This window comes from Pseudofulvibacter geojedonensis, from assembly GCF_042675745.1.
Taxonomy (GTDB): Bacteria; Bacteroidota; Bacteroidia; order Flavobacteriales; family Flavobacteriaceae; genus Pseudofulvibacter; species Pseudofulvibacter geojedonensis.
Map to the genome: position 1 here is coordinate 432,778 of NZ_JBHTJM010000009.1, position 26,950 is coordinate 459,727.

Sequence of the window (26,950 nt, forward strand, 5' to 3'; positions counted from 1 at the left end):
GTTTTAAAATAAAAGGTTTTGGCTTAATAATTCTACTATTTAAAACTTAAAAAAACACTACATTTGCTTCTATGAGGTTTGAAGAAATTATTGGTCAACAACATCTAATATCGCACTTAAAAACAAGTGCAGATAATGGTCGTATTCCTCATGCACAATTATTTGTTGGTCCAGAAGGTTCTGGTACTCTTGCTACTGCAATTGCTTATGCAAGGTACTTACTTTGCGGACTAGATAATGAAGCTTGCCATTTAAAGTTTGATCATTTATCTCATCCCGATTTACATTTTGCCTTTCCAGTTGCAACTAATGATAAAGTTAAAAAACATCCTGTAAGTAATCTATTTTTAGATGACTGGAGAACTTTTATTAAAGAACAACCTTACGGTAATTTATTTGACTGGTACAAATTATTAGGTGTAGAAAATAAGCAAGGTCAAATAGGAGTAGATGAAGCTCAAGATATTGTTAAAAAACTCTCTTTAAAATCGTATGAAGGTGGTTATAAAATTATGCTAATTTGGATGGCAGACAAGCTAAACAATTCATCTGCTAATAAATTGCTTAAGTTAATTGAAGAACCGCCCGAAAAAACTGTTTTCTTACTAATTACAGAAAATGAAGAATTAATTATAAATACCATTCGTTCTCGTTGTCAAGTTTTACATTTTCCTGCTCTACAAGAAAGTGCTATTCAAAAAGCGTTGCAAGAACAACATCAATTAACCGAAACAGAAGCTATTAAAATAGCTCAACAAGCTAATGGTAATTATAACAAAGCAATTGATTTTATAAACCAAGATTCTGAAGATTTAATTTTTGAAGAATGGTTTATTACTTGGGTTAGGGCAGCTTTTAGAGCTAAAGGAAATAAAACTGTTATTAACGATTTAATAGGATGGAGCGAAACCATTGCTAAAACAGGAAGAGAAACACAAAAGCAATTTCTACACTACTGCATTAATTTTTTTAGACAGGCACTGCTACAAAACTATACTGCTACTAATTTAGTTTATTTAGAACCGCAGACTAATAACTTCTCTCTACAAAAGTTTGCTCCTTTTGTTCATGGCAATAATATACTAGCTATAAATGAAGCCTTAAACAATGCTATTTATCATATTGAGCGAAATGGTAATGCTAAAATTATTTTAACCGATTTATCTATACAATTAACAAGGCTACTTCATAAAAAAGATACATCTACTACCTAAAAATTCAATCTAAAAACTAGGTTAGGGGTAATGCCTAAACCAAAATTAGTTTGTTCTACAATTCTTACTGAGTTGTTATTAGAACTTGAATCTAATCTAAATGTCTTTTCAAGCTCGTTTTTTCTGTCGTAAATATTAATTACAGAAAAACCTATTCTACCCTTAACATTGTTTTTTTTAGAGAAGAGAAAGTCATAAACAACACTTGCATCTAATTTATGATATGTTTTTAATCTCAACGCATTCTGTTCATCGTAGTCTATTAGGTTTGCGTCTTGATTCACTCCTTTTGGGTTAGTATAGGGCTTTCCTGTTGAAATGCTCCAACCTAATGAAAACTGAAACTTATTATACTTATAAGTATTAGATAATGATAATACGTGTGTCTGATCAAAATTACCTAGATAAGCTTTTCCGTTATTTACTTCATCAAAAAAATAATTTGTTTTACTTAATGAATAACTTAACCAAGTTCTAAAGTCTTTCACTTGTTTTTTTACTAAAAAATCTATTCCAAAAGATTCACTTTTACCTTTATTAAAACTATCTGCATCATCATCTGGCTGAACACCTGCAGTATTAAATATTTCTTTAAGAGCAGTTAATCCTTTGGTTTTTTTATAATATGCATCTACATCTAATTTCCAACCTTGCTCTTCAAATAAAAACCCTATCGAAAATTGTTTGCTATTCATTATTGGTCTATCATTATCTGCTAATACCCATAGACTGTTTCCAAGTCCTAAATAGTTTTGGTTAGTCGATAAAACCTTGCTAATTGTTTGATTTTTGGTTTCATAAGATGCTTTTATATCCCAAAAATTATTTAATTTTCTATTAATATAAAGTCTTGGTTCTATTAAGCTTTTGTTCAATGATGAGATTTTACTTGCTCTTAAGCCAGCTTGAAAGGTCCATTTATTTTGTAAATAAACATACTCAGTAAATAAAGAATGTAAATTGAGTTTATCGTCATCTTTGTCTAAAAATGGGTTTGAATTATTATAGTCTGTATCTATCTGATAAATAATATCATTTGAACTCATATCGTATCCTAAACGAAATACATGATGTTTATTTTGAGCATATTGTAAACCTATGGTAAATCCTTTATCTTTAATTTCATTAGCGGTATTAGACTTATATAAATCATCTGGTCCGAAAGTATCTTCATAAAAATAAGCCGATGTATAATTAGAAATATAACCCGTAGTATTTAACTTAACATGATCTGATAATGTTGCATCCCATTTAAAATTAAATCCATTATTAGTAAGATCTAAATCATCTGCTGAGTTTAAATCACTAGGTTCAGACCCTTCAAAAGTATAAGTAGTTTTAGATTTATAATCTAATTTATTAGTTACCCATAAACTACTAAAACTAAGTGTGTGTTTCTCATTCGGTTTCCAAAGTAATTTTAAATTATAGTCTGTAAAATAAAAACGATTTTTTAGTTCTTCAAATTCTGTATCTGCTGTTAATGTTCCGCCACCATCTATTTTGGTGTTTTGAAACACTTTATTGCTCATTTTTTGAAAAGTAATGCTATTAAGTATATCTGAGTAAGAACGTCTAGCAGAAGTAGTTAAACTCAATTTATTTTTAACTAAAGGAGCTTTTATGAATACATCTGCATGAACTAAATTAATTCCTATACCAGCTTCGAGGCTATCAGGTAGTTCTTCAGAAGAACGAATATCTACAACTCCAGAAATTCTATCTCCATATTTTGCACTGGTTCCAGATCTAAATACATTGATTGTTTCTGTTATATATGGGTTAAAAGCTGATATTTGACCAAAGAAATGACCTTGATGATACATTTTTATACCATCCCACAGCACTAAATTTTGATCTGGTGTCCCGCCTCGTATATGTATATCTGAAGCAGTTTCTGTAGGACTCGAAATTCCAGGTAGCATTTGCAAACTCTGTAGTACATCTGGTTCTGTTAATCCGGGTAAAATCCCCAATTTACTAGGGCTTACTTTTATTGATCCGTCGTCTTCATTCTTATCAAAACCAACAGTTAAATATTCTGCATTTAATAAAACTTCATCCAGATTAAATGCTTGAGTTAGTAGTATTGCAGATTCATCTTTCTTTAATATAATATTAGATTCATCTATTTTTTGTGAACTAATTAATACCTGTTTTTCAAGCAAGTTTAATATATCATCTAAAGATGCTTCTCCAGAAAAATTAAAAGTTTTTCCTTCTAATATTTCACTATTAAAAGAAAAACGAACTGAAAATTTTTCTTCTAAATCTTTAATAACTGTAACCAAAGATTCCTCTTGATACACTAAATTTTGATTTTGTGCAAAAAGAGGAAAATTTAAAAATAATATAAAGATTATGAATACTTTCTTCATTAATACTTCTGAATACTAACCTTTTGGTCAGCATCAAAGGTATAAGGAATTTCCATAGTATCAAAAACTGTTGTTAAAGCAAGTTTTAAATTAGAGTGAGAAAAGCGACCTGTAAATTTAGCATTTTTAAGATTTTCTTTTCCTTTAATGCTAATACCATATTGGCGTTCTAGCTCTTCTACTACTTGTAAAATAGCAATAGAAGTAAAGCTACTTTCCTGAGCAATCCAACTAGGATTTTGCTCAGATATATTCAATAAATTTGTTTTATTTTGTTGGATATTAAAAGCCTTTCCAGGAGTTAAAACTTGTTTCTCATTACCTGCAATTACTTGTACTTTTCCTTCATAACAAATAACTTGGTAAAATTTATTTCTTGAGTTTACGGTAAATTCTGTTCCTAAAACAGTAACTGTACCTTCTTTAGTAGTAACAGAAAAGGTAGATCCTTTTTTTACTTTAAAAAAAGCTTCTCCTTCTAACTCTAAACTTCTTCCCCAATTGTATTTTTTATGCGTAATTTTTGAATCGGCATTTAATTGTGCAATAGATCCATCTGGTAACTCTATTGTATTTTGTTGTGCTAAATCAGTACTATAACTTGTTTCCTGAAACATAAACATAGCTCCTAAAAACAAAACTAAACAAGCTGCTGCTGCATATGCCCAGTTAGGTATTAAACGTCTAACCTTTACTTCTTGCTTTTCTTTTTGTCTTTCTATTTTAGCTAAAGTAGCTTTAAAATTAGCTTCTTGATTATATGATGGTGCTTCTAAATGGGCAACTCCATCTAAAATCATTTTATATTCAGAATAAGCAGAAGATGCTTTAAATTCAGCCAATTCATTGGTCGTCAGTTCACCCGAAGCCCATCTAGCTAAAAAAGTATCGTCGTATTGCTGTTTCATGTTTTTTTGTCTTAAAATTGTATAGCTAAAACAGTTGTTTATTAAAATACCCTACCTTTTTACTTAAAAAAAGTAATCTCTTCTCGTAAACTTTTCAATGCACCATGCATTCTTTTTTCAACTGCCTTTACAGATATATCTAACATTTCTGCTATTTCTCTATACTTCTTTTTTTCTATTCTATTTAATAGAAAAACTTCTCTTTGTTTTTCTGATAAATTAGCAATGGCATTATTTAATTCTTCCTGAAACTCTTTTTCTCTATATTTAAACTCAGGGTTTTCATAATCTGTATCATTTACTAATGCTTTCTGATGTTTTAATTTTACCTTTTGATGTGCCACATCATTTAAAAAAGCATTGTTGGCTACTGTAAATAAAAAAGATTTTGCTTTTTCAAAAGGTACTTTTGTACAATTATTCCACAGCTTAACAAAAGCATCTTGAGCTAAATCATCTGCTTGGTCTGGATCACCACATTTGTAATAAATGAAGTTACGAATACCTTTAGAGTAAGTATTAAATACTTGCTCAAAAATATGTTGTTCACAAACTGAATTATTCTTCTCCATTAAAATTAAAATTGGGCTACCTAATTTAGATGTGTTAAATCTAAGGAATTTCTAGCTAAATCAATAATAAATTATACAAACACCATAAAAGCTATTATTCTATAAATCTATAAAACAAGTAGGGTATTTTAATAAACAACTGTTTTATAACATATTAACATTAAAATAGATATTTATGAAGCCCCTTAAAAGAATATTGCTGTTAGCATTACTTATTATACTAGCAGCTTGTAGCAATGATGACTCTGATGATTTTAACACTAACAACCAAAGTGGATTAGTAGAAAATAATAATGGAGGTCAGAACGGAAATGATAGTTCTTCTAATAACGGAGGAAATGAAACTGGAGGAAGCCAAGAAATAGGAAATGATGGAGAAATAACTTTATATAAAGTTTCTGGTAGTTCTATAACTAAAATTAAAGACTATCAAGTAAGCGGACAAAATTTATCTTACCAACAAGATACTTCTAAACACAATGAAATATGGGAATTGATAAAAAAAATTGTTCCTACCAACTATTTATCTAAAATGAATGAATTTTTAATTTATTCTGGTCAGGCTAATGGTACTGCTGGTTTTGTTATAGAAACTAATTCTGATCTTTCTAAATGGAAAATGGGAATAGCTATAGATTATGCTTACCAAGGAGGTTTTAATACTAATGGAGAATTGGCTTATACTATCATTCATGAATTTGGACATATTTTAACCTTAAATAATGACCAATTAAACGCTAGTATTTCTAGAGAAAATTGTAGCAATTATTATCCAGGTGAAGGTTGTGCAAATAGCGATGCATACATCAATAAAACTTATCAAAATTTTTGGGCAGATATTTGGAGTCAATATCAAGAAGCAAAAAATGGTGGTCAGAATGCTATGCAGAATTTTTATAACACTTATCAAGATCGATTTTTAACACAATATGCTTCTACAAACCCTGGTGAAGATATAGCCGAAATATTTGCAGTATTTGTTACCAGAAATAGTGGTGCTAACGGATCTAGTAAAGCAGAACAAAAAATTCAGTTATTTTATAACCATTCAGAATTGGTTTCAATACGCAATTTTATTAGAGGCAATTTAAATTCTAAATCGAGTAGAGGAGGATTTACATTACCTGCTCCAGGAAGCTGGAAACAAGCCAACAGAATTGGTAATCCTCATAAAAAGTGTGGCCATTAATTAACCTAAAATAATCATTCAGAATAGTATATGTTCTGAATGATTATAATATAAATTCTTATTATGAAAATATATATAATTATAGCATTTAGCTTATTGATTTTCTCATGCAAAAGCAACCAACAATTATCTCCAAAAAATTCTTTAATAAGCATATCTAAAAATCCTTGTCTTAAAAACTGTGAAGTTTCAGATTTACATTTTTATTCTGATGGAACTTTTATATATAATGGGGTTTTAAATACCCATTTAAATGGTAATTATAAAGGAAAAATAAGTCTTAAAGAATTATCGGAAATTAAAAATACATTGAATGAATTATCTAAAGATATACCATTAATTAAAGGAAGAGATATTCCTTCTATAACTATTAAATATGAGTCTGCTAATAAAACTTATCATGCAAATCATAAAGAATTAAAAAACTTAAAATTAATAACTGAAAAAATAGTTAGCTCAATTAAATAATAATATAGTAAACTGTACAACTAAAAAGCTCGCTAAAATAATTAGCGAGCTTTTTATAAATAATAATATAAAAAATCTTATTATTTATTATCAGAGTATTCTTTATTTAATTTTTCTATTACAGCTTCTGTTATATCATTTTTATCAGAACCATATAAAACACTTCCTGCTTTATTTTTTCCAAATATATAGCTATAGCCATTTGCCTTTCCATAATCTTCTATTGAAGAATCTACTTTAGATAACAAAGAATCTATTTTTGTTTGAAAATTTTTAGAAATACCTTGTTCTTCCATTTGAAGCTGTTGTTGCAAAAATTGTTGTTTCTGTCCTAAAGATTGATACATTTCTTGTGCTTTAGCCTTGGCTAATTTATCAGCTTTAGCTTGAAATTCTTGAACCTCTATTTGAAATGCTTTACCTACACTATCTTTCTTTTTACCAAAAGATTCAATCTTAGTATTGTATTGAGCTTCTAAATCTTTTTTCTCCTGAGATTCTTCTATTAATTTTTCGTTATCTACGAAAGCAGTTTTTTCTTGTTGGCAAGAAAAAAACAAAATAGAACCTAAGGCAACTAAAACTAATTTTTTCATTGTAGTATATTTTAAAATTGAAAATTTATCTGTTTGTATTGTTGGCGAAAGTACTAAAATCTAAAATTTATAAATACTCTATTATGAGTGAAAATATTATAATTTTACCATTATAAATATAATTTATTATTACAAAATGTAATTATAAATAAAATAAATAATTATATACAATAAATTAGTATTTTTTAAAAGATTAAAATAAAATAGTAATACAAATAGATATCTTTTATATAAAACTCTCTTAAAACAGCTTTAAAATCGATTTTAACTATTTTTAATTACATAAATTAAAGAAGAGTACTCTTTTGAGCTTAGTGCTTTAAAATTTGATGACAAACCAATATAAAAAGCTTTAAGATAATTCATTTTCCCTGTTTTATATTTTTCACTTAACATGGAAACATAATACGAATCGAATTTCATTGGAAGCGATTTTTTTAAATTCATATCAATTTTAGAAAAAAGCAACTGAATAGATTTTTTAGAAAAATGCCATAAGTGTCTAGGTACATCATATGCTGCCCAAAACTCTTGATAGTAATTAGCATCGAAACTTTTAAAATTAGGAACAGCAATTATTAAAACACCATTTTCTTTTAATAGAGATTTAAATAATGAAATATGTTCTTCTAAATTTGGTAAGTGTTCTAAAACATGCCAAAGAGTAATTACATCAAAACTATGCTTTTCAAAATCTTTTAATTTATCTATATCAAAAACTTTATTTTTTGTTTTTGAGTTTGCAATAGTTCTAGCAGATTGGTTTGGTTCTATACCTGTAACATTCCACCCATCTTTTAAACAAGTAGAAAGAAAATCTCCTGTACCACAACCAACATCTAACAAGCTAGCTTTTTTAGTACTATTAATTGTTTCTTTTTCTAATTGTGAATTTACTAAACTCAATTTTTTATTAAGAGAGTAGGAGCGAACCCAATGATAAACTTTTTCAAAAAAATTACGTTTCGTATCTGTATGAGAAATATAATCTTCTGTTTCATAATAAGAAGCTAATTGATCTGATTTTGGTTGTGGAGTAGTAACCAACATATCTAATTCTGAATTATAAACTAATTCAAATAATTCTTTAGAAACAGAATGATCTTTAACAGTTAAATTTTTCAATTTTTATTCTTCTATTTTATTAACTAATTCTACATCTAGTAAAATAGATAATTCAGATCCTTTAATTAAAACTTCATCACTATTCTTAGATTTAAAAACAATTTCATTTCTATTATTTTCATCAAAAAAACGGATAACATAAAAATCAAATGATGATGATGATCCTAAAGATGAAACTGTACTAAAATCGTTTGAATGACTATAAGATTGACCGAATAAAGATATATAATCGGGGTATAGTATTTCCTTTTTAAAAGAAAATATTTTAATATTAAATAGATTTACATTTAATCTATTTTTGAAATTCTTAAAAATTTCTATTTCAAAATTTAGTCCTAAAAAAATAATACCCAATAAGAAAACAGTAAGTCCAATTATTAAATTTTCTATAGAAGCTACTATACCAAATAAAATAAATCCAATACCTAAATAATTAGATTTTGGATTTTTAAATTGTTTAAATTTTATACTATTCATATAAAACGTTCCACGTGGAACAATTTATTTTTAACGTCCTAAAAATACCAATAAAACAGAAATATCACTAGGTGAAACTCCAGATATTCTTGAAGCCTGACTAATGGTTCTTGGTTGTATTTCAGCTAATTTAATTTTTGCTTCGGTTGATAGAGATTTTAATTTAGTATAATCAAAATTAGCAGGTATTTTTACATGCTCTAATCGATGTAATTTATCTGCATTTACTTTTTCTTTAGCAATATAGCCTGCATACTTTACTTGAATTTCTGTTTGCTCTAATATTTCATTATCTAAATTATGGTCTTGAATATACTTTTCTACAGAAGCAACTTTACGCATATCATTCAAATCTATTTGAGGTCTGGCAAATAACTTAAACATTTTATCTTGTTGTTTAACTTTAGTAGATCCTTTAGCTTCTAATACATCATTAATTTCATCTGGTTTAACACTAGTTTCCTTAAAGAAGTTTACAAAATTTTGAGATTTAGTTTGCTTTTCTTCCATTCGTTTCATTCTCTTTTCAGAAGCAATTCCTAAATCATAACCTTTAGGTGTTAACCTAAAATCTGCATTATCTTGTCTTAATAAGGTTCTATATTCTGCACGAGAAGTAAACATTCTATAGGGCTCTTCTGTACCTTTCGTTATTAAATCGTCTATTAAAACACCTATATAAGCTTCATCTCTATTTAATATAAAAGCCTCCTTTTCTTGAACTTTTAAAGCTGCATTTATACCAGCCATCATTCCTTGAGAAGCAGCTTCTTCATAACCAGTTGTTCCATTAATTTGACCAGCAAAAAATAAACCTGATACTAACTTAGTTTCTAAAGTATGGGTTAACTGAGTAGGAGGGAAGTAATCATACTCAATTGCATAACCCGGTCTAAAGAACTTAACATTTTCGAAACCAACTACAGATCGCAACGCTTTAAACTGAACATCTTCTGGTAGAGAAGTAGAAAAACCATTGATATAATATTCACAAGTATTCCATCCTTCTGGTTCTACAAATAGTTGATGTCTATCTTTATCTGCAAAACGATTTATTTTATCTTCTATAGAAGGACAATAACGCGGTCCTAAACTTTTAATTCTACCATTAAACATTGGAGATCTGTCAAAACCTTCTTTTAGTAAATCATGAACAAGAGGACTTGTATAAGACATATGACAAGGTCTCTGTTCTTTCAAAACTTGTGTTTCATCAGAATACGAAAACTTTTCAGGATGTTCATCACCTGGTTGAATAATCATTTTAGAAAAATCTAGACTTCTACCATCAACACGTGGAGGAGTACCGGTTTTCATTCTACCAGATTCAAAACCTAATTCTACTAATTCTTCTGTAATTCCTTTTGAAGCAGATTCCCCAGCTCTACCACCACCAAATTGCTTGTCACCTATATGTATCAAACCATTAAGGAAAGTACCATTAGTTAGGACTACTGTTTTACCTTTAATTTCAATTCCTAATGAAGTTTTAACTCCAGCAATAGAATTATTCTCAATTAACAAACCAGAAATCATCTCTTGGTAAAAATCAAGATTAGGAGTTGCTTCTAACATTAATCTCCATTCCTCTGCAAAGCGCATTCTATCTGATTGAGCTCTTGGGCTCCACATAGCAGGCCCTTTACTCTTATTAAGCATTTTAAATTGTATAGCAGTTTTATCGGTAACGATACCCGAATAACCACCTAGTGCATCAATTTCTCTTATAATTTGTCCTTTAGCTATACCTCCCATAGCTGGATTACAAGACATTTGTGCAATGTTTTGTAGGTTCATAGTTACTAATAGGGTAGAAGCACCCATATTTGCCGCTGCAGCCGCAGCTTCAGAACCGGCGTGACCACCACCTACTACTATAACATCATATTCACTTGCAAACATAGTATCTATTATAACATAAAATGTTCCACGTGGAACGTATAAGAATTACTGTTCCACGTGGAACATATTAATTTTTTCATTTTCCTTAGCACGCATTAGTTGTGCTTCTTGATCTGTCTTATCTTTATAACCACATAAGTGCAGTATACCGTGAGCCATAACTCTTTTTAATTCTTCCATAAAAGAAACATTGAATTCTAAAGCATTATCAGCAACTCTTTCTGTAGAAATAAAAATATCAGATTGTATATTATTTCCTACGCAGTTATCAAATGTAATAATATCTGTATAGGTATCGTGATTCAAAAATTCAAGGTTTATTTTATGCAGGTATTCATCATCACAAAATATATAATTAATTTCAGATAATTTCTTATCTTCGGAAGTTATAACTTCTTTAATCCATTCTGTAAATTGAGATTCATTTTCTAAAGAAAAATCATTCTCATAATGAAAATTAATCTGTTGCATTATTGAAATATTCTTTAACCTTCTTTTTATAAACCGGTTGCAAAGGTAAGACTTGTCTGTTTAATATTTCAACTTCTTTAAAATATTGTTCTATTTGTGGTATAGATAGTTGTGTATTGTTATAAAATTGTTGCTTATTGGTATTGGCTTCTCTTTTATTTTCTTCTCCCTGTTCTAATGCAGCTTTGTCTAAATTTAAAAGTTCATGCTTTAACTGCTGCATTTGTTTTACCACATCATCACTAAATCCTTTTTCTAATAAGTCATCTTGAATTTTATCCATTTTGTCTAGAAGATTATTCATTTTTCCTTCCAAACCATTTTGCTTTAAAATATCTGATAACTGATTTTTTAGATCTTGTTGTTTCTTGTAAATTTCGAATAATAATTCGGAATTTTCTTCTCCGTCATTTCCTGTTCCTTGTTGGCCTCCTGGCTTATCTCCAGGTTTTTGTCCTTGTTCGTTTTTAGGATTACCTTTTTCTCCAGGTTTTCCTTCTCCTTTATTATCACCTTCTTTTTCACCATTCTTTTCTTTCTTCATTTGTTGCATAAGAGATTCTTGTTCTTGAATGATATCTGATAATTGAAAGCCTTTGCCTCCTGGTTTATCACACTGACCCAAACCGGGCATATTCATTTGCTCTTGCATCTGATTTAATATATCACTTAGCAAATTGGCTAAATTATTAGCAGCAGTTAAAGCATATTGTTGATTCGATCTACCTAAATAAATTTTTAAATCTGCAAATCTTTCTAAAGATTTATCAATATTAAAATGTACGTCTGTAATTTCTTTTGTAATAACCTCAGCTATTTTAGGTTGTCTTAAGGATAAAGCAAATAAACTATCATCAATATGTTGGAAATTTTCTTTTAAAATATACTGCTTTTTTAATTTATTAGGAAAGTCTAAACTACTTGTATTAATGTCTTTAAATACTTCTAAAAGGTTTTCTTGATCAAAAGAATAATGAATTAAATTGTCTAAAATCTGACGCAACATATGTATATCTTCTTCTTGCTGTTGATCTGATGAAGATTGCATTTGTTGTTGCATGTTCATGCTCATTTCTTGCATTTTTTGAGCTGAATTCTTTTGATTCTTTTTAGCTTTTTCTGTTTTTTTCTTTTCTAAATTATCAGAAGCGCTTTGCTGCTCATTGTTAATTTCTTTTTGAAGCTCTTTGTTATCTTCTAATTTCATTGGCTGTTTAAGCTCTTCATTTTCTTTTTTTAAATCTTCTAAATCTTTTTGAAGCTCTGAAAATTGTTTATTTAGCTCTTCTTGCTTTTCTTTAGAATTTTCTTCAGCATTCTTTTCAGATAAACTATTTTGTTCTTTAGCTAATTTTTCTAAGTCTTTAGCTACTTTTTCAAACTTCTTAGATATGTAATAACGCTTAGTTAGCTCTACTATTTGTTCTAAAGACTTTTGATCGTTTTTATTTTGTTTCGATAACTTATCTAATTTTTTAGATAATTCTTCTTGCTGAATTTTATCCTGAAGCTTTTTTAACTCGTCTAACAGTTTTTCTTTCTTTTCTAGTTCCTTTTCATTTTGCTCTAACCTTTTTTGAAGTTCTTCTTTAAAAGGATCTGATTGTTGGTTTTCTTTTTGAAAATTGTCTAAGTTATTTTGTAAATCCTTGTTAAATTTCTTCATCAATTGTTCTTGTTGTTCTTGACGCTTTAAAAACTGTTTCATTTTGTTTTTATCATTCCAATTCAACTTATTTTTTTCTTTATTTAATTGATTCAGTTCTTCTAAGGACTTTTCTTGTTTCTCTAGCTTATCTAAAGACTTATTTAAATTATCTATTGTTTCTTGTTGATTTTCTAGTTGTTGACTTTCTAATTCAGAATCTGTTAATTTTTGATAGGTAAATAACTGACTTTTTGATTTCTTATAACCATGTAAAACATCATTATCTGTTACTTCAAAATAATATTCATAAGCTTTTCCTTGTTCTAAGTTTAAATTATTAGGAAAAACATATGAAAACTGATCAAAATTACCTTTGTTAATAGGTAAGTTTACGCTTTGTTTTAAATTACTATCTACTTGATTATAAATAAGTTGTAGTTTTTTTAATCCATAATCATCAGATATTTTACCTAGAAAATAAATTGTTTGGTTGTCTAAGCTATCTGCTTTAGATTGAACTTGAATTTCAGGGTATTCATCTTTAACAACATCTATTGAATATGCTAACTGTTCGTAATTAGGGATTTCATTATTATGGGTAGATAATTCATAATCTAAATCACTAAAAACTTTATGATTAAAACTAAATTTAGAATTAACTTTTATTAAATTAAAAACAGTGTCTTTTGTTTTAAACTGTATAGCATCTGTTGTTTTAGTATTTAATATCCAATTTATAATTGTTCCTTCTGGTACTATTGCATTTCCAGTATTACTAATCACTTGGTTTTTCTTACCTACATAAGCAGGGTAATTTAATTCCATAGAAAAATTAGTTATACTAGGTACCGATATTGTATGAATAGTATATTCTGGTGAAGATAAATCATTGGCTTCTAATGTAAATTGTAGAGGTTCATTTAAATTAGAAAATTCGTACTCAAAATTGTTAATTCCAACAGGTTTTAAATAATAACTTTCATTTTTAAAATGAATTTTTACATCTGATGGAGCAACTTTTCCTTTTGTACTTACTTGTAAAATAAAAGGTATATTTTCTATTGCTCTCAAATCATCATTCTTAATAATGAAATGAAAAGGAGCAGGAGGAGTATAAGCAACTGTTGGATTCATTACCCTTGTATAACTATCGCCTATAATATTCAGATTTCCTGTTATTTGAAATAACAAAAAGATAAGTAATGGTAATGCTAAGTACTTAATATACTTTTTATTAGAACTTAAATTAACTGCTAATTTAAAAGGTATAGTTTGTAAAATTTTAGCTTTCTGATTAATACTAGCTTCTAATAATTCTGAAGCTTGGCTATCTTTTTTTAATTGTAATAAGTTGGTTAATTTATCGGATACTTCAGGAAAATGATTTCCTATAATTTTAGAAGCTTCATCTTTAGAAATTCTTTTTTGTAAACCCGTAAGTTTGAATAATGGAATACCAATAAAATAATAAACCAATCCTAACTCAACAGCTATAAATAAGCCTAATAAAATAGAGCGATAAATAGGTGATAACCATAAAAAATATTCGAATAAGAGAGTGGCAATAAAATATAACAAACCTATTGCTAGAAAAAGAATTACTCCTTTTACCAACCTACTGGTATAATACTTTTTTATAAAATCTTGTATTTTTTGTTCTATTAAACTATAAGAATTCACCTAACTTATCTATTTACTACTAAATTACAATAAATTATCTATTACTAATTTACTTTTCAATACTCTTAACACTTTTCAACATATATATATATTCTTTTTTTCTTTTTAAAAATTTAAATAAATAATGATGATTATAATGGCTTGTTAATAGTTAACATAACTTTACTTAAAAAGATTTGTAATTCTGTTTTATTAAAAATATTCAACATTATTTACAGGGTTATAAACAAGTTAAACCATTAAAAAACAATAGAAAATAGATTTTATTAAACATATTGTTAATAACTGTAATACACATAAAATTGTAGAAAACTTTTTATAGAAATAGCTGTTAATAACTGTTTAAAACCCGCTTAAAAAAAGTGAAAAACTATTAGTTAAAAATGATGTTTATTTAGATTACGAATTGGATTGTAATTTTTATTGAATAAACAAAAAATACTTCTTAGAAATAATTGTAAACTTATTAACATTAAGGAAATAAAATTAACCCTTAGTTATCAGTTACTTAGCTTTTAGTTAACAATTTATTAAACTTAGAAGAATTTAATAGTGAATTTCTAAAATTAAGAACCGGTAATAGTTATATATAATAATTAAAGATTAAAAATAATTTATAAGAGAATAATGAAGAAGTAAGTTTTTATTAAAAAAATAAAAACAGGTTACTTTATAATTAATAAGATTAAGAATTCAATTAAAAAATAAGCTTAGGATTTTATTTACTAGTAAATGAAGTATAGGAAATAACATTAATATCATTCAATAATTCATTTTCAATTTTATGAAGAATAATAGATTGATTGTTAAGTTTTTCTTTTGCTTTTTTCTTTCTATCCTGAATGTATTTTTCTCTGTAATTGATATACTTTATATAGGAGTTATAAAAATGTACTTGTTGAGTGAAAACTACATCGTTACTACAACTAATATTATATTGTTGTTCTAACCATAAATGAAAAACTTTTATGGTTAAAGAAAATGCACGTTTAGAAAAATAGTTAGAATTCAGCATTACTTAAATATAGTATTTTTTAGTTGAACACCAAAAATCTAAAAACCTAAATATAAAATCATAAATCTTACACTATCTTTGCAGCTTTAAAATTTAGAATATGTCTACAGTTAGAGTTCGTTTTGCGCCGAGTCCGACCGGACCATTACATATAGGTGGTGTTCGTACTGCATTATTTAATTATTTATTTGCTAAAAAACATGGAGGTACTTTTGTATTACGTATAGAAGATACCGACCAAAATAGATATGTAAAAGGAGCAGAACAATATATAAAAGATGCTTTAGAGTGGTGTGGTTTTCCTTATGAGGAAGGTCCTGGTAAAGAAGGAAATTTTGGTCCTTACCGCCAAAGTGAACGCAAACATTTATATAAAGAATATGCTGATAGACTAATTGAAGAAGGAAAAGCCTACTATGCTTTTGATTCGGCTGAAAGTTTAGATACTCACCGTAAAGATCATGAAGCAAAAGGAAAAACATTTATCTACAATTGGCACAACCGATTAAAACTTGATAATTCTTTAGTATTAGATGCTACAGAAGTAGAGCAAAGAATAGCAAGAGGAGATAAGTATGTAGTTCGTTTTAAATCTCCACAGGATGAAATCTTAGTATTGAATGATGAAATACGTGGTGAGATTAAGATTGATACCAATGTATTAGATGATAAAATTTTATTTAAAAGTGATGGAATGCCAACCTATCATTTAGCTAATATTCTAGACGATCATTTAATGGAAATTACACATGTAATTAGAGGAGAAGAATGGTTACCATCTTTAGCATTACACGAATTATTATACAGAGCTTTTGAATGGAAAGCACCAAAATTTGCTCATTTACCATTGATATTAAAACCAACAGGTAAAGGAAAATTAAGTAAGCGTGATGGTGATAAAGGAGGTTTTCCTGTTTTCCCGTTAGAATGGAAAACAGAAGATGGTATAGCTAGTGGATTTAGAGAAGATGGGTATTTACCAGAAGCGGTGACTAACTTTTTAGCTTTCTTAGGATGGAATCCTGGTACAGAGCAAGAGTTATTTTCTTTAGAAGAATTAGTAGAAGCTTTCGATTTGCAAAGAGTTAATAAAGCCGGAGCAAAATTCGATCCAGAAAAAGCAAAATGGTTCAATCAGCAATATTTTGTAAAACAAGACGATGAAACTATTGCTAAAGATTTTATAGCTCGTCATCCAGAGCTTACTGCTAATAAAGAATACATTACCAAAGTAGTTTCTTTAATAAAAGAAAGAGCTGTTTTTACTACAGATTTATGGGATTTATCTTCGTTCTTTTTTGAAGCTCCAACAGAGTATGATGCTAAAGCATTAAAAAAGGCTATTAAAGAGGACACACCAGTTTTATTAAATGAGTTGATAGAAATTGTAAATGGAATAGAGGATTTTTCAGCTGACAATTTACAAGACACTATTAAAGGATGGATTACTAGTAAAGAGATAGGTTTTGGTAAGGTTATGCAACCATTGCGTTTAAGTTTGGTAGGAGCCATGAAAGGACCTGATGTTTTTGAAATAATGAGTCTATTAGGTAAAGAAGAAAGTGTAAATAGATTACAAGCTATTTTAAATAAATAGTATTAATTGATAATAAATAAAAAGCCTCTTATAATCTATAAGAGGCTTTTTATTTATGTATATATTCTTTAGAAATAGAATAAAGCTCCAAACTGGAACATACTCACATTTCCTTTAAAATCTTCGGTATTACCTTCTACATCGTTTAGTTTATTAAGAATATTATTAAAACCATATTGATAATGAACAAAGGCTCTTACTTTTTCTGCTCCAATAGAAAGTCCAACTAAGCCATTGGCATTAATTCCGTTAATATCTACTATATCTTCTGCAGTTAAATTAGCTTTATCTATTAAATAGCTTTCATAACTATCTTTTTCTAACTTCATTTTACTGTTAACCATTAAAACAGGACCTATTTCTGCAGTTAACTTAAAGTTAGATTTATAATTACGGTTATTACCAATTAGCTTATAACCAAAAAGCACTTGTATTTGAGCATTTAACAAACCAAAATCAATATCTTCTGCATTAGCTGTAGCATTTTCTCTACCTTGAATTTTTATTTTATTGTTAGAAATATTCATACCTAATTGTATATCCCAATTGTTATAAAAATCTCCTCTTGTGGCTAATCCACCAATAAATCCATAACTTGGGGTGGTAATAAAATTATCTGTTTTAATATCAAATAAAGTAGCACCTAATTTAAGTCCAAACATATTGTGTTTTCCTTGTCCTCCTCTTCTCTGAGCATGAGTATTAAATGAACTTAATAATAGAAAACAAAGTAGTGTGTAGATTAAAATATTCTTCATAAGTTGTAACTTTAGGGCGCAAATGTATACATATTATGCATAACTAAACTATTATTAACATTTATACTAACGTAATTATGGGTATTTTATTGATTCCAATTCTTTTTTTCGGATTAATCTTACTGATTGCATCCTTTTTCATTGTTAAACAACAAACGGCAGCTGTTATAGAACGTTTTGGTAAGTTTCATAGTATTCGTCAATCAGGTTTACATTTAAAGATTCCTTTAGTAGATAGAATTGCAGGACGTTTAAGTTTAAAAATTCAGCAATTAGACGTAATTGTAGAAACAAAGACAAAAGATGATGTATTTGTACGTTTAAAAGTATCTGTACAGTATAAAGTAATAAAAGATAAGGTATATGAAGCTTTTTATAAGTTAGATTATCCACACGATCAGATTACTTCTTATGTATTTGATGTTGTACGTGCAGAGGTACCTAAAATGAAATTAGATGATGTTTTCTTACGTAAAGATGATATTGCCATTGCAGTTAAGTCAGAATTAAATGATGCCATGATGGAATATGGTTACGATATTATTAAAACATTAGTTACCGATATTGATCCAGATGCTCAGGTAAAAGAAGCAATGAACCGCATTAATGCTGCTGAACGTGAAAAAGTTGCCGCTCAATACGAAGGAGATGCGCAACGTATTTTAATTGTAGAGAAAGCAAAAGCAGAAGCAGAAAGCAAGCGTTTACAAGGTCAGGGTATTGCAGATCAGCGTAGAGAAATTGCTCGCGGATTAGAGGAGTCTGTAGATGTATTAAATAATGTGGGTATTAATTCTCAAGAAGCATCTGCTTTAATAGTTGTTACACAGCATTATGATACTTTACAATCTATAGGAGGAGAAACTAATAGTAACTTAATTTTATTACCAAATTCACCTCAAGCAGGAAGCCAGATGTTAAATGATATGGTAGCTAGTTTTACAGCTAGTAATCAAATTGGAGAGGCAATGAAAAAGAATAACAAAACCAAAGGTAATAAAGGAGCAGATCTAGCTTAAAAACTATTGAATAATATTTAGATCCCGATGTGAATAGCATCGGGATTTTTTAAATAACTAATCATCATGAAAAAAATCATATTTATATTTTTAATAAGTAGTTTCTGCTTATTAACAGCTCAAGAAATTAATACAAAGAAATTAGATTCAATTTTTGATAGAGTAGCCGAACTAGATAAAGGAATGGCTAGTGTTTCTGTTTTTAAAGACGGAAAAGAAGTTTACCAAAAATCATATGGATTTGTAGATGTAAATAATCAAATAAAATCTAATGCTACTACTAAATACAAAATAGGTTCTATTTCTAAAACCTATACTTCAGTCTTAATACTAAAGGCTGTAGAAGAAGGTAAATTATCTTTAAATACAAAATTAGAAAAGTATTATCCTGAACTTCCTAATGCCGATAAAATTACAATTAAACAACTGCTAAATCACTCTAGCGGATTGTTTAATTATACTAGTAAAGATGATTTTATGAGTTGGATTTTAGATGGAGTAACTAAGAAGGAATTACTTACAAAGTTTAAAGAAAACGGAACTGTTTTTGAACCAGGAGAAAAAAACGAATACTCTAATACCAATTATGTTTTATTAGCTTATATACTAGAAAAGATTTATGATAAACCTTTTAAAGAAGTACTTTATAGTAAAGTATTAGCTAAGTTAAAGTTAAAAAATACCTATCATGAAGTAGAAACTAAACCAGAAGATAATGAAGCTTTCTCATTTACTAAAGAGGGTAAAAAGTGGATAAAAGCTCCGGGTTGGAAAATGGAGAATGCTATAGGTGCAGGATCGTTAGTTGCTACGGCAACTGATGTTAATATTTTTATGGATGGATTATTTACCAACAATATAATTAATCAGGCTAGTTTAGAAGAAATGAAAACTATGACCAATGATTTTGGTCTAGGTTTATTTAGCTATCCTTATGGTAATAAATGGTTATATGGTCATACAGGAGGTATAGAAGCTTTTACTTCTATGACTGGATATTTACCAGAAGAAAATTTAAGTTTTACTATATGTAGCAATGCTGTAGGTGTTGATAATAAAGATTTAGCAATAGCTATTTTAGCTAATTATTTTAATGATAATTACATTATATCTAGTTTAGAACCAGAAACAAATTATTTACCAGAAAATATAACTCAATACGAAGGATTGTATAGTACAGAATCGTTTCCATTAAAGATAAAAATATTTGTAAAAGGAGATGTTTTAATGGCGCAAGCAACAGGTCAAGGGGCTTTTCCTTTAACACCAGTAGAATTGCATAAATTCAAATTCGATGCAGCAGGAATTAAATTTATATTTAATCCTAATGAAAAGATGTTAAGCTTTACTCAGATGGGTAATAGTTTTGATATGAAAAAGGAGTAAGTTATTTAATAAAGTAACTATCAAATAAAATCCTAATGTATGAATAGCATTGGGATTTTTTTATTGAATAGGAATATACATATCTACTCTGCATTTTTTTTCTGGGTGATCGTTAAAGTTATTGTGATAGATTTCAAAGGGTTGTTTATCAGCTATTTTATGTTCGTTTACATTCATCCACATAAATAAGCTGGTCCAAGTTTTTTCAAATTCTTCTATACCAATTTCAAAACTACCTACAATACATTTTTGAGGAGCTAAACTAATAACTTCAATATCGTTTTCAGACTCAATAGGATTGTCTACTAATAAACAAGCCTTCATTCGTACTTTATCAGCAGGTGTTACTTTAAAACTATCGTAGAAAATAGTTCCCATTTTAAAATTAGGATTAGCTAATAAACCTTTAGGTCCAGCCCACCCCATAAGTTTAGGAAAAGCTGTTTGTAAATTTTGCGAACCAATAACAGTTAAGGTTGCAAAATGTAGTTCAGAAACTTGTTTTATTTCTATAGTAGAATTCATATCTCTCCAGCGTATTAATTGTTCTAGGTTACGAAGATATTGTTCCTTATTATTATTTACTTGTCCAATCTTGCTATACTTATTCGGATTTTTTTTTCTGAATTCTGAAGGACTTACTGCATAGAATTTTTTAAATACTTTATTAAAAGCAGCTGCACTAGCAAAACCACATTGTAAATAAATTTCTGAAATAGATAAATTTTGATTTCTAAATAATAAACCTGCAGCTTTTTCTATACGTTTCCTATTAATATATACTTGTAAAGGTTCATGAGCAATAACCTTAAATATTCTATGAAAATGATAGGGAGAAAAATGAGCAATTCTTGATAGATCATTTAATGATAAATCATTTTCGAGATGATTATCTATATAAGTAAAAACATCATTAACTCGTTTAATATAAGAGTAAGTTATATTCATAGTTCAATTTAAAGAAAAACCCTGAAACTATTTTGTTTCAGGGTTAAATGTAATTGCATCAAAGCAAATTAATTTGAGTAATATCTAGGATAGCTATTAATAACTAAACCTTGGCTATCGTTCTGCGATTAAAAAGTATGATGTAAACTAACTTGTAATTGATTTTTATCCCAACTATTGGTAGACTGTCTCATTATACCTAATTGTACTTTTAATTTCTTTTTAAGTGCATAACCAAAAGCAACATAAAATCTATTTCTATCAAAAACTTCTACACGTTTACCATCTCCTATATCTCGTTGACCATTTATAAATAACTCATTATATAAAGCTAAGTAAATAGTTTTTTCAATGATTTCTTTATTGTTTAAAGGAATGTTTAAAAATAAATTATATCGGTATCGAGTTCTAAAATCTTGATCTTCTACAAAACGTTGTTCGTATCTAAAACGATGTTTGGCAAAAAAACGACCTCCAAATTTATGAGGTAATAAGGCTTCTTGGTAGATTCTACTCTCTGTAGTAGTGTCATTACCATCTCCAAATTCTCCAGTTGTTATATGACCATATCCAAGAGTAAATTTACCATTAAAATTTTTAGGTTTATAAGTAAGTCCTCCACGTAATAATAATTGCTCTAAGTCACCTCCAACATTCCAATTACGATATTGAACATCTCCTTGAACTCCCCATGGTCCTTCTTTAAAAGTAGTATCGAAAAAATACATATACCAAGCTCCTAGCTTGTTGTCATCTAACTGAGCTTTGGTAGTTTGTGGAGCTAAAAAGAAAACTCCTAAAACAATAATTAAAGTGATTTTTTTCATGAAATGATTTTTTTTGGCAAAGATATTATTTTAGTAAAAAATTAAAGCCCGAAATTTACTATTTCGGGCTTTAATTTTTATTTATTTTTAAGGTATTTATCAAACCATTTTATTTGTTCCCAAACAACATGTTCTATAGATTCTTTGGCCCTATAGCCATGATCTTCAAATGGTAATAAAACTAGTCTTGCATTACCTCCAGAGCCTCGTACAGCTTCATAAAATACTTCTGATTGCGCTGTTAAAGTTCCTGGATTAGCATCATCATCACCATGAATAATTAAAATAGGCTCATTTACTTTGTCTGCAAAAAATGTAGGAGATAGGTTTATGTATGCTTCTCTAGCTTCAAAAAGAGATCTTCTCTCACTTTGGAAACCAAATGGTTGGTTGGTTTTATTGTACGAGCCACTTCTAGCTATACCAGCAGCAAATAAATCGGTATGAGCTAATAAGTTTGCTACCATTAATCCTCCATGGCTATGACCAATAATACCTATTCTGTCTGGATCTGCTATTCCTATTTCTATAGCTTTATTAACAGCAGCTTCAGCATCATCTACTAATTGTTCAACAAAAGTATCGTAAACAGTTTCTGGGTCACCAATCATAGGCATTGCCGTTTGGTCTAATATGGCATAACCTTTTAATAAAAAGTAAAGATGAGAAGCTCCATAAACTCTCATAAAACGTTTAGAAGAACCTCTAACTTGTCCAGCAGTTTTAGCTCCAGAATATTCTCTAGGATAAGCATATACTACAGTAGGTAATTTAGTTCCTTCTTTATAACCTGGAGGTAATAATAACTGAAAACTAAGAGGTACACCATCTTTGCGTTTATAAGTAACAATGCGTTTAGTTATTTTTCTTAATTCCGGACTAGGATCTTTAAAATTAGTAATAGGTTTAATAGTTAAAGCTCTTTCAGGTTCTCCTTTGATTGCTTTTTTCTTTTTACCAATTTTTGCTAAGTAATAATTAGGTACACTACTAGAAGATTCAGATCTAAATATAAACTCATTATTGTTATCTGTAAACCCAGTAAAGAATTCATATTTTTCAGGATCACATCTAAAAATACGTTCTGATTTACCAGTCTTAATATTTCTTAAATCTAAGAAAGGTCTATTTCCTTTTTTAGAACCACCTTCTCCTCTAAAATAAATAGCATTGTTTCTAGTTTTAAATACATATTTACCTTTATCGTTGTTTTTAAATATTGGGAAACCAGGATTGTTATAGGTGTCACTTTCATTAAATTCAAACCATAATTTGGCTTTTTTGGTATTAACATCTAATAAAGAAATGTAACGTTTTCTTTCTTTACGTTTTCTTTCAAAAATCATAGCTACACCGTTTTCTTCTCCCCATAATACTTGGTTGTATAAAATTCTATTTTTAGCCTTATATACTTCTTCTGGTTTATCAGAAAATGGAGCCTGTAATCTTACTATTTTATCCCTAAAAGAGGCTTCCTTTACTGGATTACCTTCGTCTAGCGCTTCAACCCAGTATAATGTATTGTCTTTTATTGGGCACCACATTACAGTTCTTGGTCCTTTAGCTACGCCATGCACAGGTACTTGATTAGCAACAGGTAGAGAAGCTATATTGGTTATAAACTTTCCGTTTTTATCCCAAACCTCAATATCTTTAGCAAATCGCCAATACGCCACATCATGTGGCCAAGGTCCTTTAAGTTTACTAACTAAAATATAATTTCCATCAGGAGAATAACTAACGGTATTATAATAATCTGGTTGACCAATAGTGGTTAGTTGATTGGTTTTAGGACTATAAACTACTAACTCTGAAATAGTGTAATAAGAGAATAATTCATCGTCATAATTCGTCTTTAGTAAATTTCTAGATTCGTAAGTAGATCTTGCTTTGGCCCCTTTATCTTGTAAAATTATAGGCCCAGTAGGCATTTTAGATTCTGTAGGAGCTGCACCTCTATTAGGTATTTTTCTAATTAAAAGATTTTCTTGATCTGGTAACCAAGAAACACCAGATCCTAGTAAAGGATTAATGGTTACATTTTCAACTTTTTTAAGAGCCCCATCTATATTATATAACCAAAGCTCTATTCTATCTTCAAAACCGACAGATAAAGCAGCTTTTTTACCATTAGTGGTCCAAGAAGTACTTAATAATTCAGCTCCCTCTGGTAAGTTAATCTTTTCAGTAGTTTTTTGCTTTATGCTAAGGATTCTTGGGTTAACTCCTCCATGTCTTCCATGAGTATAATTATTTTGAGGATTAACCCTTAAACCAGCTAATTTATGCATTGTAGATCCTAATTCTGCTAAATCTGGATAGATAATAGGATCTGACAATAGCATATGTGTTCCGGTAGGGGAAATAGATGATTGTGGCAACTTAGGAGCATGAATAATTTTTAAAATGTCTTCATCTGGTTTTTGCCATTTTTTAGACTCATCGTTGGTTTGAGAAAAGCCTATAAAACTTTGCATTAATACTAAACCTAAAGTAATGAGTTTAGCATCTTTAAATGTTTTTGTCATGATGATTTACTATGTGTTTCAGAATATAAAAGTAGGTATTATCTGAAATATTGTAAAATAAAAAAGCTCCTAAATTTAGGAGCTTTATATATAATTTAGAGAAAAAAATTAAATGGTTTTTGCCTCATCTTTTAGTAACTCGTTGGTATCAGATAAACCAGCATCAATAAAATTATTGATGGCTTCGTTACGTTCTTGTCCATTTTTTATTAAAATACCTAAAGTAATCATAGCAGCAATTCTAGTACCTACTTTTTTAACAGGCGTATCAAATAAAGGTTCTAAATCTTCATAAGATACATCTTCTGCATATTTTAAAATTTTTGCCTTAGCAGCATCTAATTTTGAACCTGAAAGATTCGCATATTTTTTTCCTAATTTTTTAATCTCATTAATGGGGTTTTTTTGATCTTGTTGAGGTTGAGGTCTTCCTCCTCCGGTATTTTGTTTAGGGGTATTATTATTTTTAGGCTTTTGTTTAGCCCAAGAATCTTTTAACCCAACCGTTTTATTAAAGATCAAATTACTTTCAGTAGCATCAGTATCTAAAGTAAAATATCCTAAACGTTGAAATTGAAACTTATCTCCTTGTTTTGCTTCTTGTAAAAATGGCTCTACATAAGCTTCTTTAATGATATTTAAAGAATTTGGATTTATAAAATCCATAAAACTTTTGTCTTTATGACTATCTGGAGCTTCATCTAAAAACAACCTGTCGTAAGCTCTTACTTCTGCTTTTACTGCATGTTTAACAGATACCCAATGAAGTGTTCCTTTAACTCTACGTGTACTAGCTTCTGTACCAGAACCAGAACGAGAATCTAAATCTGCTGTACAATGAATTTCTGTAATATTTCCTTCAGTATCTTTTACAACGGATTCTCCTTTTATGATATATGCATTTTTTAAACGTACCTCTTTACCTAACGTCAATCTAAAATATTTACTTCCGGCATCTTCTTTAAAATCTTCACGCTCTATATATAACTCTTTTGAAAAAGGAATTTCGTGCGTTCCAGAATTTGGATCTTCTGGATTGTTATCAGCAACTAAAATTTCTTCTTTTCCATCAGGATAATTAGTGATAACTAGTTTGACCGGATTTAAAACACCCATCACTCTGGTGGCAGTTTTGTTTAAATCTTCTCGAATGCAATATTCTAATAAAGAAACATCAGTAACACTATCACGCTTAGAGATACCAGATACTTCACTAAATTTTCTAATAGCTTCGGCAGTATATCCTCTACGACGTAAACCAGAAATGGTAGGCATACGTGGGTCATCCCATCCAGAAACGGTGTTACTTTCTACCAATTGTAATAATTTACGTTTACTCATAATGGTATAACTTAAATTACGTCTGGCAAACTCTCGTTGTTTAGGACGTAACTCAAGCTTACTAGTAAACTCAGATCTACCAGGAACAGTAGGTAACTTATCTTTAGCATCATTATATAATTGATCTAAAAACCAATCGTATAATTCTCTATGTGGTTTAAACTCTAATGTACAAATAGAGTGAGAAATTTGCTCTACATAATCAGATTCCCCATGTGCCCAATCGTACATTGGGTAAATACACCAGTCTGAACCAGTTCTATGATGATCTTTTTTTAGGATTCTATAAATAATAGGATCGCGCATTAGCATGTTGGGAGAAGCCATATCTATTTTAGCACGCAGCACATAAGTACCTTCTTCAAACTCTCCGTTTTTCATTTTTTCAAAGAGGTCTAAATTCTCTTCTACTGTTTGGTTTCTATGCGGACTTGCTACTCCAGGAACTTCATGATTACCTTTTTGCTCTGCCATTACCTCAGCAGATTGTCCGTCTACATATGCTTTTCCTTTTTTAATTAATAGAATAGCCCAATCATACAATTGTTGAAAATAGTCTGAAGAATAACATTCGTTAGCCCATTCAAATCCTAACCAAGCTACATCACGTTTAATAGCATCTACATATTCTTGTTCTTCTTTGGCCGGATTGGTATCATCAAAACGAAGGTTTACCGGTGCGTTATAGCTTTTACCCAAACCAAAATTTAAGCAAATAGCTGCAGCATGACCAATATGTAAATATCCGTTAGGTTCTGGCGGAAAACGAAAACGTAATTTATCTGTCGATAAGCCATTGGCTAAATCGTCTTCTACAATTTGTTCAATAAAATTAAGTGATTTGTTTTCTTCTGACATGTTGAAAAATTTGAGTCACAAAATTACCAAAAAAGCCTTAGAAAA

At 29.0% G+C, this 26,950-nt stretch carries 21 protein-coding genes; 6 read left to right on the forward strand and 15 right to left on the reverse strand.

Annotation, left to right across the window (positions count from 1 at the left end; genetic code table 11):
- Window positions 1-71: 71 nt before the first annotated feature.
- Window positions 72-1,214: a DNA polymerase III subunit gene (locus ACFQ1O_RS11565; RefSeq protein ID WP_377716179.1), complete on the forward strand. Its 1,143-nt coding sequence runs from the start codon at window positions 72-74 to the stop codon at window positions 1,212-1,214.
- Here the strand turns inward: ACFQ1O_RS11565 and ACFQ1O_RS11570 are convergent.
- Genes ACFQ1O_RS11570 through ACFQ1O_RS11580 form a run of 3 tightly spaced genes read right to left on the reverse strand, consistent with a single transcriptional unit; the run spans window position 1,211 to window position 5,072 of the window.
- The gene (locus ACFQ1O_RS11570; RefSeq protein ID WP_377716180.1) at window positions 1,211-3,592 is read right to left on the reverse strand and encodes a TonB-dependent receptor plug domain-containing protein; all 2,382 of its coding nucleotides are present in this window, start codon (window positions 3,590-3,592) and stop codon (window positions 1,211-1,213) included. The two genes, ACFQ1O_RS11565 and ACFQ1O_RS11570, sit on opposite strands and share 4 nt — an antisense overlap.
- Complete coding sequence (locus ACFQ1O_RS11575; protein ID WP_377716181.1) at window positions 3,592-4,500, reverse strand: FecR family protein; 909 nt, start codon at window positions 4,498-4,500, stop codon at window positions 3,592-3,594. Before ACFQ1O_RS11575 ends, ACFQ1O_RS11570 begins: the two co-directional genes overlap by 1 nt.
- 59 nt (window positions 4,501-4,559) lie before the next feature.
- Window positions 4,560-5,072: an RNA polymerase sigma factor gene (locus ACFQ1O_RS11580; RefSeq protein ID WP_377716182.1), complete on the reverse strand. Its 513-nt coding sequence runs from the start codon at window positions 5,070-5,072 to the stop codon at window positions 4,560-4,562.
- 175 nt (window positions 5,073-5,247) lie between these two features.
- Here ACFQ1O_RS11580 and ACFQ1O_RS11585 point away from each other — a divergent pair, with 175 nt between their 5' ends.
- Both ACFQ1O_RS11585 and ACFQ1O_RS11590 read left to right on the forward strand, forming a co-directional pair.
- Window positions 5,248-6,261, forward strand: a complete 1,014-nt coding sequence (locus tag ACFQ1O_RS11585; RefSeq protein WP_377716183.1) for a hypothetical protein — start codon at window positions 5,248-5,250, stop codon at window positions 6,259-6,261.
- A gap of 63 nt (window positions 6,262-6,324) precedes the next feature.
- Window positions 6,325-6,729 carry a DUF6438 domain-containing protein gene (locus ACFQ1O_RS11590; RefSeq protein WP_377716184.1) on the forward strand — a complete coding sequence of 135 codons (405 nt, stop codon included), beginning with the start codon at window positions 6,325-6,327 and terminating at the stop codon, window positions 6,727-6,729.
- Between the two features lie 80 nt (window positions 6,730-6,809).
- On the opposite strand, the gene ACFQ1O_RS11595 is transcribed toward ACFQ1O_RS11590, so the two are convergent.
- The 7 genes from ACFQ1O_RS11595 to ACFQ1O_RS11625 form a co-directional block, all read right to left on the reverse strand.
- Window positions 6,810-7,325, reverse strand: a complete 516-nt coding sequence (locus ACFQ1O_RS11595; protein ID WP_377716185.1) for an OmpH family outer membrane protein — start codon at window positions 7,323-7,325, stop codon at window positions 6,810-6,812.
- Between the two features lie 264 nt (window positions 7,326-7,589).
- Window positions 7,590-8,450 (reverse strand): class I SAM-dependent methyltransferase, encoded by an 861-nt coding sequence (locus ACFQ1O_RS11600; RefSeq protein WP_377716186.1) that lies wholly within the window; start codon window positions 8,448-8,450, stop codon window positions 7,590-7,592.
- 3 nt (window positions 8,451-8,453) lie between these two features.
- On the reverse strand, window positions 8,454-8,927 hold the full coding sequence (locus ACFQ1O_RS11605) for a hypothetical protein (protein WP_377716187.1): 474 nt from the start codon (window positions 8,925-8,927) through the stop codon (window positions 8,454-8,456).
- 30 nt (window positions 8,928-8,957) lie between these two features.
- A complete protein-coding gene (gene mnmG, locus ACFQ1O_RS11610) occupies window positions 8,958-10,829 on the reverse strand; it encodes a tRNA uridine-5-carboxymethylaminomethyl(34) synthesis enzyme MnmG (protein ID WP_377716188.1) in 1,872 nt (623 codons plus the stop codon).
- Window positions 10,830-10,874: 45 nt separating this feature from the next.
- On the reverse strand, window positions 10,875-11,300 hold the full coding sequence (gene ybeY / locus ACFQ1O_RS11615; protein WP_377716189.1) for an rRNA maturation RNase YbeY: 426 nt from the start codon (window positions 11,298-11,300) through the stop codon (window positions 10,875-10,877).
- On the reverse strand, window positions 11,287-14,628 hold the full coding sequence (locus ACFQ1O_RS11620; protein WP_377716190.1) for a DUF4175 family protein: 3,342 nt from the start codon (window positions 14,626-14,628) through the stop codon (window positions 11,287-11,289). Before ACFQ1O_RS11620 ends, ybeY begins: the two co-directional genes overlap by 14 nt.
- Before the next feature lie 718 nt (window positions 14,629-15,346).
- Entirely contained in the window at window positions 15,347-15,643 is a 297-nt protein-coding gene (locus tag ACFQ1O_RS11625; protein ID WP_377716191.1) for a hypothetical protein, read from the reverse strand.
- A gap of 100 nt (window positions 15,644-15,743) precedes the next feature.
- Here ACFQ1O_RS11625 and gltX point away from each other — a divergent pair, with 100 nt between their 5' ends.
- A complete protein-coding gene (gene gltX, locus ACFQ1O_RS11630; protein ID WP_377716192.1) occupies window positions 15,744-17,240 on the forward strand; it encodes a glutamate--tRNA ligase in 1,497 nt (498 codons plus the stop codon).
- Window positions 17,241-17,308: 68 nt separating this feature from the next.
- Here the strand turns inward: gltX and ACFQ1O_RS11635 are convergent, their stop codons facing one another.
- Complete coding sequence (locus ACFQ1O_RS11635; protein WP_377716193.1) at window positions 17,309-17,998, reverse strand: outer membrane beta-barrel protein; 690 nt, start codon at window positions 17,996-17,998, stop codon at window positions 17,309-17,311.
- Between the two features lie 77 nt (window positions 17,999-18,075).
- On the opposite strand from ACFQ1O_RS11635, the gene ACFQ1O_RS11640 reads away from it, so the two are divergent.
- Window positions 18,076-19,017 (forward strand): SPFH domain-containing protein, encoded by a 942-nt coding sequence (locus tag ACFQ1O_RS11640; protein ID WP_377716194.1) that lies wholly within the window; start codon window positions 18,076-18,078, stop codon window positions 19,015-19,017.
- 66 nt (window positions 19,018-19,083) lie between these two features.
- The gene (locus ACFQ1O_RS11645; protein WP_377716195.1) at window positions 19,084-20,403 is read left to right on the forward strand and encodes a serine hydrolase domain-containing protein; all 1,320 of its coding nucleotides are present in this window, start codon (window positions 19,084-19,086) and stop codon (window positions 20,401-20,403) included.
- A gap of 60 nt (window positions 20,404-20,463) precedes the next feature.
- On the opposite strand, the gene ACFQ1O_RS11650 is transcribed toward ACFQ1O_RS11645, so the two are convergent.
- From ACFQ1O_RS11650 to ACFQ1O_RS11665, 4 genes are all read right to left on the reverse strand, one after another.
- Window positions 20,464-21,351: an AraC family transcriptional regulator gene (locus tag ACFQ1O_RS11650; protein ID WP_377716196.1), complete on the reverse strand. Its 888-nt coding sequence runs from the start codon at window positions 21,349-21,351 to the stop codon at window positions 20,464-20,466.
- A gap of 128 nt (window positions 21,352-21,479) precedes the next feature.
- Entirely contained in the window at window positions 21,480-22,178 is a 699-nt protein-coding gene (locus ACFQ1O_RS11655; protein WP_377716197.1) for a DUF2490 domain-containing protein, read from the reverse strand.
- 77 nt (window positions 22,179-22,255) lie between these two features.
- The gene (locus ACFQ1O_RS11660; protein ID WP_377716198.1) at window positions 22,256-24,706 is read right to left on the reverse strand and encodes an alpha/beta hydrolase family protein; all 2,451 of its coding nucleotides are present in this window, start codon (window positions 24,704-24,706) and stop codon (window positions 22,256-22,258) included.
- A 108-nt stretch (window positions 24,707-24,814) separates the two neighbouring features.
- Window positions 24,815-26,905 (reverse strand): glutamine--tRNA ligase/YqeY domain fusion protein, encoded by a 2,091-nt coding sequence (locus tag ACFQ1O_RS11665; RefSeq protein ID WP_377716199.1) that lies wholly within the window; start codon window positions 26,903-26,905, stop codon window positions 24,815-24,817.
- Window positions 26,906-26,950 lie beyond the last annotated feature (45 nt).

What these genes read in the sequence shown, in the direction of transcription:
- ACFQ1O_RS11640 (WP_377716194.1), top strand. Translation starts at nt 18,076, where the DNA reads ATGGGTATTTTATTGATTCCAATTCTTTTTTTCGGATTAATCTTACTG.
- ACFQ1O_RS11655 (WP_377716197.1), bottom strand. Translation starts at nt 22,178, where the DNA reads ATGAAAAAAATCACTTTAATTATTGTTTTAGGAGTTTTCTTTTTAGCT.
- gltX (WP_377716192.1), top strand. Translation starts at nt 15,744, where the DNA reads ATGTCTACAGTTAGAGTTCGTTTTGCGCCGAGTCCGACCGGACCATTA.
- ACFQ1O_RS11635 (WP_377716193.1), bottom strand. Translation starts at nt 17,998, where the DNA reads ATGAAGAATATTTTAATCTACACACTACTTTGTTTTCTATTATTAAGT.
- ybeY (WP_377716189.1), bottom strand. Translation starts at nt 11,300, where the DNA reads ATGCAACAGATTAATTTTCATTATGAGAATGATTTTTCTTTAGAAAAT.
- ACFQ1O_RS11570 (WP_377716180.1), bottom strand. Translation starts at nt 3,592, where the DNA reads ATGAAGAAAGTATTCATAATCTTTATATTATTTTTAAATTTTCCTCTT.
- ACFQ1O_RS11625 (WP_377716191.1), bottom strand. Translation starts at nt 15,643, where the DNA reads ATGCTGAATTCTAACTATTTTTCTAAACGTGCATTTTCTTTAACCATA.
- ACFQ1O_RS11585 (WP_377716183.1), top strand. Translation starts at nt 5,248, where the DNA reads ATGAAGCCCCTTAAAAGAATATTGCTGTTAGCATTACTTATTATACTA.
- ACFQ1O_RS11665 (WP_377716199.1), bottom strand. Translation starts at nt 26,905, where the DNA reads ATGTCAGAAGAAAACAAATCACTTAATTTTATTGAACAAATTGTAGAA.
- ACFQ1O_RS11650 (WP_377716196.1), bottom strand. Translation starts at nt 21,351, where the DNA reads ATGAATATAACTTACTCTTATATTAAACGAGTTAATGATGTTTTTACT.
- mnmG (WP_377716188.1), bottom strand. Translation starts at nt 10,829, where the DNA reads ATGTTTGCAAGTGAATATGATGTTATAGTAGTAGGTGGTGGTCACGCC.
- ACFQ1O_RS11565 (WP_377716179.1), top strand. Translation starts at nt 72, where the DNA reads ATGAGGTTTGAAGAAATTATTGGTCAACAACATCTAATATCGCACTTA.
- ACFQ1O_RS11605 (WP_377716187.1), bottom strand. Translation starts at nt 8,927, where the DNA reads ATGAATAGTATAAAATTTAAACAATTTAAAAATCCAAAATCTAATTAT.
- ACFQ1O_RS11590 (WP_377716184.1), top strand. Translation starts at nt 6,325, where the DNA reads ATGAAAATATATATAATTATAGCATTTAGCTTATTGATTTTCTCATGC.
- ACFQ1O_RS11595 (WP_377716185.1), bottom strand. Translation starts at nt 7,325, where the DNA reads ATGAAAAAATTAGTTTTAGTTGCCTTAGGTTCTATTTTGTTTTTTTCT.
- ACFQ1O_RS11575 (WP_377716181.1), bottom strand. Translation starts at nt 4,500, where the DNA reads ATGAAACAGCAATACGACGATACTTTTTTAGCTAGATGGGCTTCGGGT.
- ACFQ1O_RS11580 (WP_377716182.1), bottom strand. Translation starts at nt 5,072, where the DNA reads ATGGAGAAGAATAATTCAGTTTGTGAACAACATATTTTTGAGCAAGTA.
- ACFQ1O_RS11645 (WP_377716195.1), top strand. Translation starts at nt 19,084, where the DNA reads ATGAAAAAAATCATATTTATATTTTTAATAAGTAGTTTCTGCTTATTA.
- ACFQ1O_RS11660 (WP_377716198.1), bottom strand. Translation starts at nt 24,706, where the DNA reads ATGACAAAAACATTTAAAGATGCTAAACTCATTACTTTAGGTTTAGTA.